Genomic DNA, 14,955 nt, shown 5'->3' with positions numbered 1-14,955 from the left:
AATAATAAGTTACACGTTGGTGAACACCCAAACGTTTAGTCAGTTGAGGTTCACACGACAAAGTCCGGCAAACCTACCCCTTCGAATAGCACATGCCGACACATAGAAAGTTTCGGGAAAAAAACCTTCTCGTAACGTGGGGTCGCAAGATTATAGAGAAGTTGAGGTCAAAGATCGACCCTTAAATGTGATTTGGAATGGGTTTTTCGGGGTTGCGTACTGTGCGGTCTGGTGCCCTCACCCCCAGCCCCTCTCCCACAGGGAGAGGGGAGCATTTGTTAAGGTCTGGTGCCCTCCCCCCAACCCCTCTCCCACGGGGAGAGGGGAGCATTTCTTACGGCATATGCTCACGCTTGAGGTACTCTTCGCTCTGCATCTCTTGCAGGCGCGACAGGCAGCGCTGGAACTCAAACTTCAGGCGCTCGCCCTGATAGATCTCATATAAAGGCACCTCGGCGCTGACCACCAGCTTAACGTGGCGCTCGTAAAACTCTTCTACCAGCGCGATGAAGCGGCGCGCTTCGCTCTCCATGAGTGGGGTCATAACGGGCACATCCCACAACATAACGGTATGGAACAGACGTGAAAGCGCAATGTAGTCATGCTGGCTGCGGGCGTCCACGCAGAGCGTTGCAAACGAGACGGCCAGCGTCTGGTTCTCTACGCCAAGCGTCGACAACGGGCGATGATTAATCTCCAGCGCTGGCGCGTTATCCCGCGGTGCCCCTGCCAGCGCCAGCCACAGTTTATCCATCTCGCTGGCTGTGTCGGCGTTCAGCGGTGAAAGCCACAGGTGCGCCTGCGTTAATGTGCGCAGACGATAATCGACGCCGGCATCGACATTCATGATGTCGCAGTGCTGTTTAATGGCATCTATGGCTGGCAGGAAACGCGCCCGCTGAAGACCATTGCGATAAAGCTCATCCGGCGGGATATTTGAGGTCGCCACCAGGGTGATCCCACGCGCAAACAGCGCTTTCATGAGGCCCCCCAGCAGCATGGCATCCGTAATATCGGAAACAAAGAACTCGTCGAAGCAGAGCACGTCCGTTTCCGCCTTGAAGCGATCGGCCACAATCTCCAGCGGGTCGGTTTCGCCCTGGAGCGCCGTCAGCTCTTCATGGACCCGCAGCATAAAACGGTGAAAGTGCAGACGCTGCTTACGCGTGCCGGGCAGGCTCTGGTAGAACATGTCCATCAGCCAGGTCTTACCCCGCCCAACGCCACCCCACATATATAATCCACGAACCGGTGCGTTTACCGTGGGCTCTTTTTTGCCCAGTAAACGGCCGAATGCCGCCTTCAGCCCACTGCTCTGCACCGCATCGGCGGGTTTCGCCAGAATTTCCTGATAAATCGTGTCCAGGCGGTTAACCGCTTCACGCTGGACATCATCCGGCTGGTGTGTGCCCTCGCTCAGGGCCAGTTGGTAACGCGATGAAGGGGACAGGTTTTGCATGATGTTGTTGTTATTCCTTTAGTTAAACCTCACCAGCGCGCGTGGCTGATGAAAAAAAGGCCGTTCTACACTACGCGATGATACGTCAGGATTCCACTTCTGCGGAAATAGCGGTTATAGTGGCATAATCAGGCACAGGCAGGAGCCGAGCCAACACCCTACGGAACAACAAGACAACGGGAGAAGTTCATGACCTGGGAATATGCGCTAATCGGTTTAGTCGTCGGCATCATCATTGGTGCTGTGGCCATGCGTTTCGGTAACCGCAAATTGCGTCAGCAGCAGTCACTGCAATACGAACTGGAAAAGAACAAAGCCGAACTGGAAGAATATCGCGAAGAGCTGGTCAGCCACTTTGCCCGTAGCGCTGAGCTGCTGGACAACATGGCGACAGATTATCGCCAGCTCTACCAGCACATGGCGAAAAGCTCCAGCAGCCTGCTGCCGGAAATGACCGCGGAGACCAACCCCTTCCGCAATCGTCTGGCTGATTCTGAAGCCGGTAACGATCAGGCACCGGTTCAGATGCCACGCGACTATTCAGACGGCGCGTCCGGCCTGCTGCGCGGTGGCGTAAAACGCGATTAATCGCACAACCTGAATAAATTTTACGGGCGCACCTTATGCGCCCGTCCTTTCTTCCCGTCCCCAGCTATTATTTAGTCAAACACCTCATTGTTCAGCGGTTGAAAATTCAATAACATCAAGATGTTTTTGGGGCCGTTCTTTTTCATTCCAGGATACGAGAGTCAGCATCGATGAAGAAAAAAAACCAGCTGTTGAGCGCCTTAGCGTTAAGTGTCGGGTTATCTCTCTCGGCGTCCTTCCCCGTCAGTGCGGCACTGCCTTCGCAGGTGCCTGGACAAGAAGCCATTCCCAGCCTTGCGCCGATGCTTGAAAAAGTCCTGCCTGCGGTAGTCAGCGTTCAGGTGGAAGGGACGGCACGCCAAAGCCAGCGTATTCCCGAAGAGCTGAAGAAATATTTTGGCGAAGACGCGCCGGATCAGCAGGCTCAGCCGTTTGAAGGTCTGGGCTCAGGGGTGATTATCGACGCGGCTAAGGGCTATATCCTGACCAATAACCACGTGATCAGCCAGGCCGATAAAATCAGCGTTCAGCTGAACGATGGCCGGGAGTTTGACGCCAAACTGATCGGCGGTGACGATCAGAGTGATATCGCCCTGCTACAGGTACAAAACCCCAGCAACCTGACCCAGATCGCCATTGCTGATTCCGATAAGCTGCGCGTCGGTGATTTTGCTGTCGCGGTCGGTAACCCGTTCGGCTTAGGCCAGACCGCCACCTCCGGAATTGTCTCCGCTCTGGGGCGCAGCGGCCTGAATCTCGAAGGGCTGGAAAATTTCATCCAGACCGATGCCTCCATCAACCGGGGCAACTCCGGCGGTGCGCTGCTTAATCTGAACGGTGAGCTGATCGGCATCAACACCGCTATCCTCGCGCCAGGCGGCGGCAGCATCGGGATTGGTTTTGCCATTCCGAGCAACATGGCGAAAACTCTGTCTCAACAGCTGATTCAGTTTGGCGAGGTTAAGCGCGGTCTGCTGGGCATCAAAGGCATGGAGATGAGCGCCGATATCGCCAAAGCTTTTAAGCTCAACGTCCAGCGCGGGGCGTTTGTCAGCGAAGTGTTGCCCAACTCAGGCTCTGCGAAAGCGGGCGTGAAATCCGGTGACGTTATTGTCAGCCTGAACGATAAACCGCTGAGCAGCTTCGCTGAATTACGTTCGCGTATTGCCACCACGGAGCCTGGCGCTAAAGTGAAGCTGGGCCTGATCCGCGAGGGCAAACCGCTGACCGTGGAAGTGACGCTGGACAAGAGCACCTCCTCTTCCGCCAGCGCAGAACAGATCTCCCCGGCTCTACAGGGCGCTACGCTGAGCGATGGTCAGCTTAAAAACGGCACGAAAGGCATTTCTGTCACTACCGTTGAGAAGAGCAGCCCGGCCGCGCAGGCAGGTTTGCATCAGGACGACGTGATCGTGGGCGTGAACCGTACTCGCGTGCAGTCTATTGCCGAAATGCGTAAGGTGCTGGAGAGTAAACCGGCGGTCATTGCCCTGCAAATTATCCGTGGCAACGATACCCTCTACATTTTACTGCGTTAACCATTTGCGACTCCGGGCATCGCCGCTGCGTGTGATGTCCGGATAACTCATGTTATGCTGCAAACCGTTCCTTTTTTAACGACACACGCATCATGCTTTTAAAGCTCTTTCGTTCAATTGTCATTGGTTTGATCGTTGCCGGTCTGCTGCTGGTGGCTATGCCATCTTTACGCCAGTTCAACAAACTGTCGGCTCCTCAGTTCGACAGCACGGATGAAACGCCTGCGACGTACAATCAGGCGGTACGCCGTGCCGCCCCCGCCGTGGTTAACGTCTATAACCGCGGGCTTAACAGTTCTGCTCATAACCAGCTGGAGATCCGCACGCTCGGTTCCGGTGTGATCATGGATGACCGGGGCTACATCATCACCAATAAACACGTCATTAACGATGCCGACCAGATTATCGTCGCCTTGCAGGATGGCCGCGTGTTTGAAGCCCTGCTGGTGGGGTCGGACAGCCTGACCGATCTGGCGGTGCTGAAGATCAACGCCACCGGCGGTCTGCCGACTATCCCGATTAATCGCAAACGAACGCCGCATATCGGCGATGTGGTACTGGCGATCGGTAACCCGTACAACCTGGGCCAAACCATCACTCAGGGGATCATCAGCGCGACCGGTCGAATCGGCCTGAACCCGTCAGGGCGGCAGAACTTCCTGCAAACCGATGCCTCTATCAACCACGGTAACTCCGGCGGTGCGCTGGTGAACTCTCTGGGCGAACTGATGGGCATTAACACCCTCTCCTTCGACAAGAGCAACGACGGCGAAACACCGGAAGGGATTGGCTTTGCCATTCCATTCCAGCTGGCGACCAAGATCATGGACAAGCTGATCCGCGATGGCCGCGTGATCCGTGGCTACATCGGTATTGGTGGGCGTGAAATCGCACCGATGCATACGCAGGGCGGTGGTATCGATCAGATCCAGGGGATTGTGGTCAACGAAGTGGCGCCTGGCGGCCCGGCGGCCAATGCAGGTATCCAGGTGAACGACGTTATCCTTTCCGTCAACGGTACGCCAGCGGTCTCTGCGCTGGAAACCATGGACCAGGTGGCTGAGATTCGCCCGGGCTCCATCATCCCTGTTGAAGTCATGCGTAATGACAAGAAGCTGACGATCCAGGTCACCATCCAGGAATACCCGGCCACTAACTGACGGGCATAAAAAAACGGAGCTTAGCGCTCCGTTTTTTTTACCGGGACAAGATCACTTGTTAACGAACTCTTCGCCCAGCGTGATGTCTTTCTTCAGCGTATCCAGCATGCCTTCCATCGCGTTTTGCTCAAACGCGCTCAGCGTGCCGATAGACTTACGCTCTTCAACACCGTTTTTACCCAGCAGCAGCGGCTGAGAGAAGAAGCGCGCGTGTTCACCGTCGCCTTCAACATAGGCGCATTCAACAACGCCTTTTTCGCCCTGCAACGCGCGAACCAGAGACAGGCCGAAACGTGCCGCCGCCTGACCCATAGACAGGGTTGCAGAACCGCCACCCGCCTTCGCTTCCACCACTTCGGTGCCTGCGTTCTGAATGCGTTTAGTCAGGTCAGCCACTTCCTGCTCGGTGAAGCTCACGCCCGGGATCTGCGACAGCAGAGGCAGGATGGTCACGCCAGAGTGACCGCCGATAACCGGCACTTCCACTTCCGTTGGCTGCTTGCCTTTCAGCTCAGCCACGAAGGTGTTGGAGCGGATGATATCCAGCGTAGTTACGCCGAACAGTTTGTTCTTGTCGTAAACGCCTGCTTTCTTCAGTACTTCTGCTGCGATGGCAACGGTGGTGTTCACCGGGTTGGTGATGATACCGATGCACGCTTTCGGGCAGGTTTCAGCGATCTGCTGAACCAGGTTTTTCACGATGCCCGCGTTGACGTTGAACAGGTCTGAACGATCCATACCCGGTTTACGTGCAACACCCGCGGAGATCAGCACCACGTCGGCACCCTGCAACGCAGGACGCGCATCTTCACCGGAGAAGCCTTTGATTTTCACAGCTGTCGGGATGTGGCTCAGGTCAACCGCCACACCTGGGGTTACCGGAGCAATATCGTACAGGGAGAGTTCTGAGCCTGAAGGCAGTTGGGTTTTCAGTAGTAGGGCAAGCGCCTGGCCGATACCACCAGCAGCGCCGAGGACTGCGACTTTCATCCTAAACTCCTTATTATGGTTAACTTAAGTATCTGTAACTCCGTTGCGGCGACCATAATTCAGCACGTCATTAATTACAATTTTCATCGCTAAAGAATTTGAGGTCGCACGTCTTTCACCTTCACATGAATACTATCGGGCTGTAGGCAACAACGAATTAAGAGGGGGTTACAATACACCCTGCCACGCCACCAAAACAACATCATTTTGATAACATTTAATTTACTTTTAAGGTTATTTGCGCGGCGTGACCCAGGCATGTTTTCCGATAACGAAATCTGATAAAATCTCTCCCTTTCATAACATTATTTCAGCCTGGCGTCAGGTAGATAATTTGCATAAAAATTCATCCACATGCATAATAATGTTGTTTCTATCGTCATATTCCGGGTGACTTATGCGAAGCTCGTCTAAGCAAGAAGAATTAGTGAAGGCGTTTAAAGCGCTACTCAAAGAAGAGAAATTCAGTTCTCAGGGAGAAATTGTTCAGGCGTTGCAGGAACAAGGCTTCGACAACATCAACCAGTCGAAGGTCTCTCGCATGTTAACCAAGTTTGGAGCGGTGCGTACGCGCAACGCCAAAATGGAAATGGTTTATTGCCTGCCTGCTGAACTTGGCGTGCCAACGACCTCCAGCCCGCTGAAAAACCTGGTTCTGGACATCGACTATAACGATGCCGTGGTCGTGATCCACACCAGCCCGGGCGCAGCCCAGCTGATTGCCCGCCTGCTGGACTCGCTGGGTAAAGCAGAGGGGATACTCGGAACCATCGCCGGTGATGACACCATTTTTACCACCCCGGCAAATGGTTTCTCGGTGAAAGACCTCTACGAAGCGATTCTGGTCCTGTTCGAACAGGAGCTGTAATTGTCTGCCCCGTAGCGCCTGACTGCGGGGATCATTCTGCTGCTTCCGCGTTTTACCCTGCTTTTCTCTGCCTGCTGTTTTTGCAAATAGTGCTTTTTACCGCCTGTTAACATTCATTCAGTGAATGATCTGCCGCAAAATCGCACAAAAAATCAAATTGATCTATCCCTTTGATTTAGACAAGAAAAAACCATAAACATTGCATTGTGGCGCCCTTTTTTATGCATTCGCGTTATAAAAAATGATTTTTTTAACACGTAATAACATGGGAAACCATTAGCCTGGTATTAATTTTTAGCGTGATTAGTGTATACTTGATTTTGTGATGAGGGTCACAGAACAAAGACCCCAGTAAAATAATTGACGAGGTAAATAATCATGAAAATTAAAACCACTGTAGCTACCCTGAGCGTACTGTCAGTCCTGTCATTCGGTGCGTTTGCAGCCGACACCATTAATGTCGAACAGGCACAATCCCGTCAGGCTATCGGGACTGTTTCTGTTGGTGCCATCGGTACGTCTCCGATGGACATGCACGAAATGCTGAACAAAAAAGCGGAAGAACAGGGTGCGTCATCTTATCGCATCATCGAAGCGCGCAGTGGCGACCACTGGCACGCTACCGCAGAACTGTACAAATAAACCCTCGTCGTATCTCATCATACGACTTGCCCCTGACCTCCCGGTCAGGGGCTTTTTTATCACTGGCGCACGTTGAAACGCAGTTGCCCTTCCAGCTCCTCCTCCGCTTCATCAAACAATAAAATCAATGCGCCAAAGCGTCTGCGCAGTTTTTCAGGCAGATGGGTAAATTCGATTTCCAGCGGTAACGGCAGCCTGTCGCCGGTAACCACATCCCACAGCATATCAAGATTGCTTACGCTGCCCCGCTCCAGGTCGAACGCCCGAATAAACTCGCGATAGAAGTCTTCCTGACTCTCAATTTCGTCAAAATCAAAGGTATAAATTTTCATTGCCAGCCACCCGGTACAGGCGGGCGGCAAATGCCGCCCTGTCTATTATAATCCCCCGATATGCAGGGTTTTAACTTCCAGAAACTCCTCCAGCCCCAGCACGGACCCCTCGCGGCCCAGCCCGGACTCTTTTACGCCCCCAAACGGACCCAGTTCGGTCGAGACCGCACATTCATTAATTCCGATCATGCCGCTCTCAATGGCCTGTGAGACGCGGAACACGCGCGAAAGATTCTGGGTATAAAAGTAGGCCGCCAGCCCGTAAGGCGTATTGTTAGCGCGCATAACCACTTCGTCTTCCGACGTGAAGCGGAAGCAGGCGGCAACGGGACCAAAGGTCTCCTCTTCTGCCAGCTTCATGCCTTCATGGCAGTCACCGAGTACGGTTGGCATCCAGAAGTTGCCGCCAAGTTCGTGCGGTTTACCCCCAGCCAGCACCGTGGCGCCCTTCGCTACCGCATCTTCGACGTGCTCACGCACTTTCTCGACAGCCGAAGGCTCAATCAGCGGGCCGACAACGACGCCCTCGTCCAGACCGTTACCCACCTTCAGCGCCTTCACCGCATCGGCAAGTTGATTGACGAACTTGTCATAGACCGTCTCCTGAATATAGAAACGGTTTACGCTGACGCAGACCTGCCCGGCGTTACGGAACTTATTGGCGATCGCGCCTTTGACGGCGGCATCAATATCCGCGTCCTCGAAAACGATATACGGCGCATTACCGCCCAGCTCCATCGATACCTTTTTCATGGTCTCTGCGGAATTGCGAACCAGCGTTTTCCCGACGGCGGTTGAACCCGTAAACGAGATTTTGCGCACGTCATGGCTGGCCATAATGGCGTCGCTAATTTCTGAGGTGCTCCCCGCGACCGCATTCAGCACACCATCCGGCACACCGGCCTGCTTCGCCAGCGTCAGCAGCGCAAAGGCGCTCAGCGGCGTGTTGTTTGCAGGTTTGATCACGCCGGTACATCCTGCTGCCAGCGCCGGGCCGAGCTTACGGGTGAGCATAGCCATCGGGAAATTCCATGGCGTGATAGCAGCAACCACCCCGACAGGTTCACGAGTGGCCAGAATACGGGAGCCAGGTTTAACCGGAGGAATGATTTCACCGTTGGCGCGCTTGGCCTGCTCGGCAAACCACTGAATGAAGCTGGCAGCGTAGTCCACCTCACCTTCAGCCTCTTTCAGCGGCTTGCCCTGCTCGGTAGTCATCAGCCGCCCGAGCCAGCTTTTGTTCTCGATAATCAGTTCATACCAGCGATAGAGGATCGCGGAACGCTCTTTTGCCGTTTTTGCGCGCCATGCGGGAAAGGCCTTCGTCGCGGCCACAATGGCCTCTTCGGTTTCGGCTTTTCCTGCTTTCGCCACTTTCGCAATGACCTCGCCCGTGGCCGGGTTTAGCACATCAAACGTGGTGTCGAGTGTTTTCCAGATACCGTTGACCAGATACCCGGTCTGAAAAAGAATACTGTCCTGAAGAGCCTGGGTTGTCATGTGTCCTCCCTTCCTGAATGTTTGAACCTGCAAGAATAAGTATAGCCACAAAAAAACCGACGCTTTTGGCGTCGGTTTTCTCTTCGTTAGCTGTCTGTCAGCGCATTCTGGTAGCGGTGCAGCATAAACACCAGCCGCTCTACCGGCTCGGTAACCTGCGGCGGCGCTTCCCAGATCCGCAGTTTCTCCTGGTAGATATCCAGCTCCTCCAGCAGTTGCTTAAAGTAGCGGCGACGTTTGTCATCACTGGATGCCGATATCACATGGTCCGCCGTGCGCCGTAGCTGGCGGTGGAAGGCGGACAAATCGTCGTTGATCGGCACTGGCGCGTTCCGCAGACGCTGGTGCGCGATAATCATGGTTAACGCCAGGCGGAAGCGGGCGACATCGCCCGGGAATTTATTCAGCAACAGGAACAGCTGCTGATAGAGCGCCGGCAGGTGGTTCTCCTTGCGCCGCGCGGTGTTGGTGGTCAAGGACGATACGGCGGCCGATACAAACTGATTCAGTAGCACGCGCCCTGTCCGCGCCTGAGAGTTATCCCGCACCAGCAGGATCACCATCATTGCCAGGAAACAGCCCACCAGCTGACCTAGTGCGCTATCCAGGAACTGACTGAAATGGAAGGTCATCGGGTTATCCAGCACGATGATGTTAATCGTACTCGCCAGTGCGCCTAACGATCCCAGACGGCGTTTTTGTACCTCAATCCCGATAAAGAACGCCATCACCGCCAGGCTGATGCAGAGCAAAAGCATGCTTTGCTGCGTCGAGGGAATAATCACCAGGAAGTAGAGCGCGCCAATGGGTAACGCCGCAATGGTGCCGTACAGAAAATCGATCGCGACCATGCGCGGGTTGGGCAGACGCATCGCCAGCGCGGTGACGACGGCAATCATCACCATCGCGCCGCTGCCAGACGTCCAGCCGGTCCACAGCCAGAACAGCGTGCCGAGTATACAGGCCAGGGTGGTACGCCAGAAGTTAACCATCGCATGATGGCGCTCGGCGGATTCCGGTTTGATCACCACTTCGCCCTGTAACACCTCTTCTTCCGCCGCACTGATTTTGGTGTTGCTAATCACGCCGCGTTTCAGGAGCAGGTAGCGCGTTGCGGCGCCTACCCAGGTATAAATGGTGACTGGCGTATCCCGTTCTCCTGTCCACGCAATCACACGACGCATGCGTTTAAGCTGTCGATGCACGTCCTGCACCGTCTCCACAGGCTCATCAAACAGTTCGCGGAAAGTATCCGTTACCACTTCGGGGCGGGTGTTCTGAATCAGGTAGGTTTCACACGCCTGGGTGATCAGCGTTAACGAGACGGTATTGATCGCTTTCAGACGACGGTTGGCCCGCTCCCAGCGGGAAGACTCCATATTGAGGTTACTGCGCATCCCTTCCAGCGCCTGCGTGCGGCGCACCAGCGCACTCCAGGCCTTGTCGACCTCTTCGCTGTCGCCGTGCTTAATGCACAGCTGCATGAGCTGGTACTGAGCAACAATCAGCGCGTCCAGCTCACGATCGACTTCCTGCTTGATGGATCGCGGAGAGAAGAGCAGGTCTGCGACAATCGCGCAGACGATACCAATGACAATCTCGCTGCACCGTTCCACGGCGAACTGCGGAGCAAGCAGCGGTTCACTCTGAATGGTGATGATAATAATCAGCGCGGTATATCCCGCCAGACCCCAGGCGTACGAGTTCTCCACCTTCACCAGCGAAGAGACCCAGGTGCAAAAACCCGCCCAGATACAGCATACAATCAGCATCAGCAGCGGCGTGCGGATCATCAGGATGATAATGGTCAGGGCGGCGATACAGCCGATAAAGGTGCCGATAATACGCAGCATCCCGCGATAGCGAATTGCCCCGGAGTAAGGTTCGCCACCCGCCGCGAAGGCAGGACCGGCAGCGACGATCGCGGCGGTCAGAACGGCCCAGCGCGGCGTTTCAAGCTGGAAATGGAAGCCAACAAACAGCGCCAGCACAATGGCGCATGCCAGCTTCACGGCGAAGCGGATGTGCTGGCTGGCGATGGAAAAAATGCCCATAGCGATCAACCAAACTCGCGCAGGCGATGGGCGATTTGACGGAAGATCGAATCCTGGCTGGCATCACGGTCTTTTTCACCCGTGATCACCACCGTCGCCGTGGTGCCTGCGGGCCAGAGGTTGCTCTGCTGCTCATCCAGACGAATGCGTACCGGTACGCGCTGCGCCAGACGAACCCACTCGAGGTTAGAATCGACGGTCGCCATCCCTTTTGAATCATTGGTACTGCTGGAGTTGGTCACCCCCGCGGCCACGCTGTCCACGGTTCCCTTCAGGACCCGGTTGCTGCCGAGCGGCGTGATTTCGGCGCGATAGCCCGGACGCACGCCTTCCAGCTTGGTCTCTTCCATATAGGCGAGGACGTAGAAAGAGTTCTGTTTCACCAGCGCCACGGCCGTAGAGCCGCGCGTGATAAACTCGCCCGCATAGACATTGAGGTTGGTCACCCAGCCATCGGACGGGGCGCGGATAACGGTACGTTCCAGATCGAGCTTCGCCAGATCGCGCGTCGCCTGCGCTTTTGCCAGCTGATGCAGCACGGTTTGCAGCACGTTATTGGACTGGTCAATCTCTTCCCGGGACATGGCCTGGATGCCCAGCTTGTTACGGCGTCCTGCTTCACGGCGTTTTTCAGAGGCCAGCGCGTTGTAATACGCCACGTCGGCTTCCGCTTCTTCCAGCGCTTTTTGATAGCGCGGCTGGTCGATGGTGAACAGCACCTGATCTTTTTTCACCAGTTGGTTATCGTGGACGTTGACTGCCGTAATGAGACCGGCGACATCGGGCGCTATCGCGACCACCTCCGCGCTGAAACGCGCATCGCGCGTCCACGGGGATTCGGTGTAATAAACCCAGGCGCGAAAAATAGCGATGAACGCCAGGATGACCAGCGCCATAGTGATGGCAGTGCGGGAGATTTTTCTTGTTAGCGTTTTCACATCAACCTCAGACAAACATGCGCGATATTAAATAGAACAGGCAGCAATACAGCGCGGTATTGAACAATGCAGGATGCCAGACGAAATCATAAATCCCGGTAGGGACCAGCACCTTGCGCACCAGCCAGAAGATCGCCAGTGATAAAAGAAGCTCGAAAAATATCGGTGGGAACGACAAACCGAACACCACGATAACGGGAAACAGACTCATGTTGACCTTGATTAAAGAGAGTGCAGGTTACTGGATTTTTATGCTCGCGCCGCCGCAGGAGAGCAAGAATTGCCGGGCGAGAGTGGCGCAGCCGTTATGTAATTAATAATATATTAACGTAACTGTTATGCTGTTATCTATCATATGTGATCTAAATCACTTTTAAGCCAGAGTGAATAATGGAACGTCTAAAACGCATGTCCGTCTTTGCGAAAGTGGTTGAGCAAGGCTCTTTTACCGCCGCAGCACGTCAGCTACAAATGAGCGTCTCATCCATTAGTCAGACAGTGTCAAAACTGGAAGATGAGCTTCAGGTGAAGCTGCTCAACCGCAGCACCCGCAGCATCGGGCTGACGGAAGCGGGTAAAATTTACTATCAGGGCTGCCGTCGAATGCTGCATGAAGTGCAGGACGTTCACGAGCAACTCTATGCCTTTAACAACACGCCTATCGGCACGCTGCGTATCGGGTGTTCTTCAACTATGGCACAAAATGTTCTCGCTGCCATGACGGCGGAAATGCTGAAAGAGTATCCCGGTTTAACCGTTAATCTGGTTACGGGCATTCCGGCACCGGACCTGATTGCCGATGGGTTAGACGTGGTGATCCGCGTTGGCGCGTTGCAGGACTCTAGCCTGTTCTCGCGTCGACTGGGCAGCATGCCGATGGTGGTCTGCGCTTCGAAAAGCTACCTGGCACAGTATGGCGTGCCGGAGAAACCTGCCGATCTGAGCAACCACTCGTGGCTGGAATACAGCGTTCGGCCAGATAACGAATTTGAACTGATCGCGCCGGAAGGGCTTTCCACTAAACTGCTGCCTGAAGGCCGCTTCGTCACCAACGATCCGATGACCATCTCACGCTGGCTGGTGGCCGGGGCCGGGATCGCCTACGTACCGCTGATGTGGGTGATCAACGAGATCAACAGCGGCGTGCTGGAGATCCTCTTCCCGCGCTACCAGTCCGATCCGCGTCCGGTGTACGCGCTCTATACGGAAAAGGACAAGCTGCCGCTGAAGGTGCAGGTCTGTATTAACTATCTGACGGACTATTTTGTGGAAGTGGCGGAGCTGTTTCAGGGCATGCGGGGCAGAAGGAAAGAGTAGGCTTTTCCCCTCTCCCCGTTGGGGAGAGGGTTAGGGTGCGGGGGAAAATTTACGCCGTGCCGCCCACCGTCAGATTATCTACTTTCAGCGTAGGCTGACCGACGCCCACAGGCAGGCTCTGGCCCTCTTTGCCGCAAACGCCCACGCCGTTATCCAGCTTCAGATCGTTACCGACCATGGAAATCTGCTGCATGGCCTCAATGCCAGAGCCAATCAGGGTTGCGCCTTTCACCGCTTTGGTCACTTTGCCCTTCTCAATCAGATACGCCTCTGAGGTAGAGAAGACAAATTTGCCGGAGGTGATATCCACCTGACCGCCGCCAAAGTTTGGCGCGAAGATCCCGTAATCAACGGATTCGATAATCTCCTGCGGCGTGGATTTGCCCGGCAACATGTAGGTGTTGGTCATGCGCGGCATCGGCAGGTGCGCGTAGGATTCACGACGGCCGTTACCCGTTGGCGCTACGCCCATCAGGCGCGCGTTAAGCTTGTCCTGCATGTAGCCTTTCAGTACGCCGTTTTCGATCAGCACGTTGTACTGGCCCGGCGTGCCTTCATCGTCGATAGAAATCGAGCCGCGACGGTCGAGCATGGTGCCATCATCCACCACGGTACACAGTTCGGAGGAGACAAGCTGCCCCATCTGACCGCTGAATACGGACGTCCCGCGACGGTTGAAATCACCCTCAAGGCCGTGACCGACCGCTTCGTGCAGCAGCACGCCAGGCCAGCCTGCGCCCAGAACCACCGGCAGCGTACCGGCAGGAGCCGCCACGGCAGACAGGTTGACCAGCGCCATGCGCACGGCTTCTTTTGCCCACGCATCAGCGCGCGCTTCGCCGTCAACGTCGCCGAGGAACCAGTCGTAGCCAAAACGACCGCCGCCACCGCTTGAGCCGCGCTCGCGCTTGCCGTCGTCTTCAACCTGCACGCTGATAGAGAGACGCACCAGCGGGCGAACATCCGCCGCCAGGGTACCGTCCGTCGCCGCCACCAGGATCAGTTCATAAACACCGGTCAGGCTGGCAGAGACTTCCTGCACGCGTTTATCCGCCGCGCGAGCCACTTTGTCCACGCGACGCAGGATGTCGAGCTTCTCTTCGCGGCTCATGCTTTGCAGCGGGTCGATGCTGGTATAGAGCGCAGCGTGCTGCACTTCACCCAGCGTTTTCACGCGACCATCTCCGGTATCACGCACAATGGTGCGCGCGGCCTGCGCGCTCTGCTCAAGTGCGGCGAGGCTAATCTGATCGGCATAAGCAAAACCGGTTTTCTCCCCGCTGACGGCGCGCACGCCGACGCCCTGGTCGATGTTGTAAGAGCCATCTTTAATGATGCTGTCTTCTAAAACCCAGGATTCGTGATAGCTCGACTGGAAATAGAGATCGCCGTAGTCGAGGCGGCGTTCGGTCAGTTGACCAAGAATGGAGAACAGGTCCTGATGGCTCAGGCCGTTCGCTGCGAGCAAATGTTCACTTACCAGGTTCAGACTCATCTATTGCTACTCGTTCGTTGCCGCCCGTGGCGGTATAAAGATCGTATTTATTGAGAGTGAGGCAATTACCTGCC

The 14,955-nt window shown here is 55.3% G+C and carries 14 protein-coding genes; 6 read left to right on the top strand and 8 right to left on the bottom strand.

What is annotated here, in order from left to right; all coding sequences use genetic code 11:
• Positions 1 to 334 precede the first annotated feature (334 nt).
• On the bottom strand, positions 335 to 1,459 hold the full coding sequence (gene zapE / locus ACOTX1_RS15430) for a cell division protein ZapE (protein WP_263522394.1): 1,125 nt from the start codon (positions 1,457 to 1,459) through the stop codon (positions 335 to 337).
• 189 nt (positions 1,460 to 1,648) lie between these two features.
• On the opposite strand from zapE, the gene zapG reads away from it, so the two are divergent.
• From zapG to degS, 3 genes are all read left to right on the top strand, one after another.
• Positions 1,649 to 2,047 (top strand): Z-ring associated protein ZapG, encoded by a 399-nt coding sequence (zapG, locus tag ACOTX1_RS15425; protein ID WP_003860432.1) that lies wholly within the window; start codon positions 1,649 to 1,651, stop codon positions 2,045 to 2,047.
• A 170-nt stretch (positions 2,048 to 2,217) separates the two neighbouring features.
• On the top strand, positions 2,218 to 3,585 hold the full coding sequence (gene degQ, locus ACOTX1_RS15420; protein WP_003860431.1) for a serine endoprotease DegQ: 1,368 nt from the start codon (positions 2,218 to 2,220) through the stop codon (positions 3,583 to 3,585).
• Positions 3,586 to 3,677: 92 nt separating this feature from the next.
• On the top strand, positions 3,678 to 4,745 hold the full coding sequence (degS, locus tag ACOTX1_RS15415) for an outer membrane-stress sensor serine endopeptidase DegS (protein WP_003860430.1): 1,068 nt from the start codon (positions 3,678 to 3,680) through the stop codon (positions 4,743 to 4,745).
• A 51-nt stretch (positions 4,746 to 4,796) separates the two neighbouring features.
• Here the strand turns inward: degS and mdh are convergent, their stop codons facing one another.
• On the bottom strand, positions 4,797 to 5,735 hold the full coding sequence (gene mdh / locus ACOTX1_RS15410) for a malate dehydrogenase (RefSeq protein ID WP_003860429.1): 939 nt from the start codon (positions 5,733 to 5,735) through the stop codon (positions 4,797 to 4,799).
• A gap of 397 nt (positions 5,736 to 6,132) precedes the next feature.
• Between mdh and argR the strand changes: the two genes are divergently transcribed.
• Together argR and yhcN are read left to right on the top strand one after the other, a co-directional pair.
• Complete coding sequence (argR, locus tag ACOTX1_RS15405; RefSeq protein WP_003860428.1) at positions 6,133 to 6,603, top strand: transcriptional regulator ArgR; 471 nt, start codon at positions 6,133 to 6,135, stop codon at positions 6,601 to 6,603.
• 378 nt (positions 6,604 to 6,981) lie between these two features.
• The gene (gene yhcN, locus ACOTX1_RS15400; protein ID WP_126497776.1) at positions 6,982 to 7,245 is read left to right on the top strand and encodes a peroxide/acid stress response protein YhcN; all 264 of its coding nucleotides are present in this window, start codon (positions 6,982 to 6,984) and stop codon (positions 7,243 to 7,245) included.
• 59 nt (positions 7,246 to 7,304) lie between these two features.
• Here yhcN and ACOTX1_RS15395 read toward each other — a convergent pair whose 3' ends face one another.
• From ACOTX1_RS15395 to aaeX, 5 genes are all read right to left on the bottom strand, one after another.
• Positions 7,305 to 7,577, bottom strand: coding sequence for a barstar family protein (locus ACOTX1_RS15395; protein WP_003860424.1), 273 nt, complete (start codon positions 7,575 to 7,577; stop codon positions 7,305 to 7,307).
• Positions 7,578 to 7,622: 45 nt separating this feature from the next.
• Positions 7,623 to 9,077: an NAD-dependent succinate-semialdehyde dehydrogenase gene (locus tag ACOTX1_RS15390; protein WP_003860422.1), complete on the bottom strand. Its 1,455-nt coding sequence runs from the start codon at positions 9,075 to 9,077 to the stop codon at positions 7,623 to 7,625.
• Between the two features lie 86 nt (positions 9,078 to 9,163).
• Entirely contained in the window at positions 9,164 to 11,131 is a 1,968-nt protein-coding gene (gene aaeB / locus ACOTX1_RS15385; RefSeq protein WP_003860418.1) for a p-hydroxybenzoic acid efflux pump subunit AaeB, read from the bottom strand.
• A 5-nt stretch (positions 11,132 to 11,136) separates the two neighbouring features.
• Positions 11,137 to 12,069 (bottom strand): p-hydroxybenzoic acid efflux pump subunit AaeA, encoded by a 933-nt coding sequence (gene aaeA, locus ACOTX1_RS15380; protein ID WP_003860417.1) that lies wholly within the window; start codon positions 12,067 to 12,069, stop codon positions 11,137 to 11,139.
• A gap of 7 nt (positions 12,070 to 12,076) precedes the next feature.
• Positions 12,077 to 12,280: a p-hydroxybenzoic acid efflux pump operon protein AaeX gene (gene aaeX, locus ACOTX1_RS15375; protein ID WP_003860416.1), complete on the bottom strand. Its 204-nt coding sequence runs from the start codon at positions 12,278 to 12,280 to the stop codon at positions 12,077 to 12,079.
• Between the two features lie 179 nt (positions 12,281 to 12,459).
• Here aaeX and aaeR point away from each other — a divergent pair, with 179 nt between their 5' ends.
• On the top strand, positions 12,460 to 13,386 hold the full coding sequence (aaeR, locus tag ACOTX1_RS15370) for an HTH-type transcriptional activator AaeR (RefSeq protein WP_003860415.1): 927 nt from the start codon (positions 12,460 to 12,462) through the stop codon (positions 13,384 to 13,386).
• A gap of 49 nt (positions 13,387 to 13,435) precedes the next feature.
• Here aaeR and tldD read toward each other — a convergent pair whose 3' ends face one another.
• Positions 13,436 to 14,881: a metalloprotease TldD gene (gene tldD / locus ACOTX1_RS15365; RefSeq protein WP_003860414.1), complete on the bottom strand. Its 1,446-nt coding sequence runs from the start codon at positions 14,879 to 14,881 to the stop codon at positions 13,436 to 13,438.
• Between the last annotated feature and the right edge of the window lie 74 nt (positions 14,882 to 14,955).

Origin of the sequence: Enterobacter cloacae complex sp. IR5401, assembly GCF_049238425.1 — a bacterium.
Lineage (GTDB): Bacteria > Pseudomonadota > Gammaproteobacteria > Enterobacterales > Enterobacteriaceae > Enterobacter > Enterobacter hormaechei_C.
This window is presented reverse-complemented; position numbering and strand designations above follow the sequence as displayed.

What these genes read in the sequence shown, in the direction of transcription:
- zapE (WP_263522394.1), bottom strand. Translation starts at nt 1,459, where the DNA reads ATGCAAAACCTGTCCCCTTCATCGCGTTACCAACTGGCCCTGAGCGAG.
- zapG (WP_003860432.1), top strand. Translation starts at nt 1,649, where the DNA reads ATGACCTGGGAATATGCGCTAATCGGTTTAGTCGTCGGCATCATCATT.
- degQ (WP_003860431.1), top strand. Translation starts at nt 2,218, where the DNA reads ATGAAGAAAAAAAACCAGCTGTTGAGCGCCTTAGCGTTAAGTGTCGGG.
- degS (WP_003860430.1), top strand. Translation starts at nt 3,678, where the DNA reads ATGCTTTTAAAGCTCTTTCGTTCAATTGTCATTGGTTTGATCGTTGCC.
- mdh (WP_003860429.1), bottom strand. Translation starts at nt 5,735, where the DNA reads ATGAAAGTCGCAGTCCTCGGCGCTGCTGGTGGTATCGGCCAGGCGCTT.
- argR (WP_003860428.1), top strand. Translation starts at nt 6,133, where the DNA reads ATGCGAAGCTCGTCTAAGCAAGAAGAATTAGTGAAGGCGTTTAAAGCG.
- yhcN (WP_126497776.1), top strand. Translation starts at nt 6,982, where the DNA reads ATGAAAATTAAAACCACTGTAGCTACCCTGAGCGTACTGTCAGTCCTG.
- ACOTX1_RS15395 (WP_003860424.1), bottom strand. Translation starts at nt 7,577, where the DNA reads ATGAAAATTTATACCTTTGATTTTGACGAAATTGAGAGTCAGGAAGAC.
- ACOTX1_RS15390 (WP_003860422.1), bottom strand. Translation starts at nt 9,077, where the DNA reads ATGACAACCCAGGCTCTTCAGGACAGTATTCTTTTTCAGACCGGGTAT.
- aaeB (WP_003860418.1), bottom strand. Translation starts at nt 11,131, where the DNA reads ATGGGCATTTTTTCCATCGCCAGCCAGCACATCCGCTTCGCCGTGAAG.
- aaeX (WP_003860416.1), bottom strand. Translation starts at nt 12,280, where the DNA reads ATGAGTCTGTTTCCCGTTATCGTGGTGTTCGGTTTGTCGTTCCCACCG.
- aaeR (WP_003860415.1), top strand. Translation starts at nt 12,460, where the DNA reads ATGGAACGTCTAAAACGCATGTCCGTCTTTGCGAAAGTGGTTGAGCAA.
- tldD (WP_003860414.1), bottom strand. Translation starts at nt 14,881, where the DNA reads ATGAGTCTGAACCTGGTAAGTGAACATTTGCTCGCAGCGAACGGCCTG.